The organism is Citrobacter sp. wls718 (assembly GCF_005280945.1).
In the GTDB taxonomy this organism is placed as follows: domain Bacteria; phylum Pseudomonadota; class Gammaproteobacteria; order Enterobacterales; family Enterobacteriaceae; genus Citrobacter; species Citrobacter gillenii.
In genome coordinates this window covers 16,571-18,264 of record NZ_SZWV01000015.1, presented here as the reverse complement: position 1 = coordinate 18,264, position 1,694 = coordinate 16,571, and the positions used below count along the sequence as shown (strand labels likewise).

Genomic DNA, 1,694 nt, shown 5'->3' with positions numbered 1-1,694 from the left:
GCTGGCGGGTCCATTCCAGCGAGCCGCAGGCGTTCATGGCCTCCAGAACCGGCTCCAGAAGATGACGCCCGTTTCCTTGCTCGATAGCCTGACGAATCATTTGCGCCTGTTCTGGGGTACCGTGGCGCATCGCATGCAGCAGCGGCAGCGTCGGTTTCCCTTCGTTGAGATCGTCGCCCACGTTTTTACCCAGTTGCTCGCCGTCTGCGCTGTAATCGAGTAAGTCGTCGATTAACTGGAAAGCTGTGCCAAGATAGCGGCCATAATCCTGCAAGCCTTTCTCTTGTTCTTCGCTGCAGCCGGCAAGAATACCAGAGCACTGTGCCGCCGCTTCAAACAGGCGCGCTGTCTTGCTGTAGATGACGCGCATGTAGTTTTCTTCGGTAATGTCAGGGTCGTTGACGTTCATCAATTGCAGAACTTCACCCTCAGCAATGACGTTCACTGCCTTAGACATCACTTCCAGCACTTTCAGTGAGCCAAGGCTGGTCATCATCTGAAAGGCGCGGGTATAGATAAAATCGCCAACCAGTACGCTGGCTGCATTACCAAACGCTGCGTTTGCCGTTGCTTTCCCACGGCGCATGTCGGATTCATCCACCACATCGTCATGAAGCAGGGTTGCGGTGTGGATAAACTCGATTAGGGCCGCGATCGTAACGTGGGCGTTTTCCTGATAGCCAACGGCGCGAGCAGCAAGTACGGCGATCATTGGGCGAATGCGTTTTCCGCCGCCGCTGATGATGTAGTACCCCAACTGATTGATCAGCTGGACGTCGGAATTGAGCTGTTCAAGGATTGTCGCATTGACACCCGCCATATCTTGCGCGGTTAACTCATTGATTTTTTCTAAATTCATCGCAAAAGCCGGGCTTCTCGCCCCGATTACCTCACTGTATGGCAAGGTAACTACGGGTTTAGGGTTAGAAATATATGCTGATTGTACTGAAAAAATGCCACAGATAAACGTTACCATACACGTTGTGTTTTTTTTCTGCATGTATTGACGGTAGCACTTGTCAAAGGCTCGCGTTTTGCGTAATATTCGCGCCCTATTGTGAATATTTATAGCGCACTCTGAATCATCAAAAAGTTGTGCGCGGAAGCGGAGTTTTTTATGTACGCGGTTTTCCAAAGTGGTGGTAAACAACACCGAGTAAGCGAAGGTCAGACCGTTCGCCTGGAAAAGCTGGACATCGCAACTGGCGAATCTGTTGAATTCGCAGAAGTTCTGATGATCGCAAACGGTGAAGAAGTCAAAATCGGCGTTCCTTTCGTTGATGGCGGCGTTATCAAAGCTGAAGTTGTTGCTCACGGTCGTGGCGAGAAAGTTAAAATTGTTAAGTTTCGTCGTCGTAAACACTACCGTAAGCAGCAGGGCCATCGTCAGTGGTTCACTGATGTGAAAATCACTGGCATCAGCGCTTAAGTTAAGAGGAGCAGATTAAATGGCACATAAAAAGGCTGGCGGCTCGACTCGTAACGGTCGCGATTCAGAAGCTAAACGTCTGGGCGTAAAACGCTTTGGCGGCGAAACAGTTCTGGCAGGTAGCATCATCGTTCGTCAACGTGGTACTCAGTTCCACGCTGGCTCTAACGTAGGCTGCGGCAAAGACCACACTCTGTTTGCTAAAGCAGACGGTAAAGTGAAATTCGAAGTGAAAGGCCCGAAAAACCGTCGTTTCATCAGCATT

The 1,694-nt window shown here is 50.4% G+C and carries 3 protein-coding genes; 2 read left to right on the top strand and 1 reads right to left on the bottom strand.

Annotated features, from left to right (window positions below; all coding sequences use genetic code 11):
* Window positions 1-859, bottom strand: an 859-nt coding sequence (gene ispB, locus FDW95_RS02580; RefSeq protein WP_249358879.1) for an octaprenyl diphosphate synthase, incomplete at its 3' end; no start/stop codon positions are given.
* Between the two features lie 258 nt (window positions 860-1,117).
* Here ispB and rplU point away from each other — a divergent pair.
* Together rplU and rpmA are read left to right on the top strand one after the other, a co-directional pair.
* On the top strand, window positions 1,118-1,429 hold the full coding sequence (gene rplU / locus FDW95_RS02575) for a 50S ribosomal protein L21 (RefSeq protein WP_003025032.1): 312 nt from the start codon (window positions 1,118-1,120) through the stop codon (window positions 1,427-1,429).
* Between the two features lie 19 nt (window positions 1,430-1,448).
* On the top strand, window positions 1,449-1,694 hold a 246-nt coding region (gene rpmA, locus FDW95_RS02570; protein WP_137363406.1), incomplete at its 3' end, for a 50S ribosomal protein L27.

Excerpts from the sequence above, each read along its gene's own strand:
- rplU (WP_003025032.1), top strand. The coding sequence starts at position 1,118 with ATGTACGCGGTTTTCCAAAGTGGTGGTAAACAACACCGAGTAAGCGAA.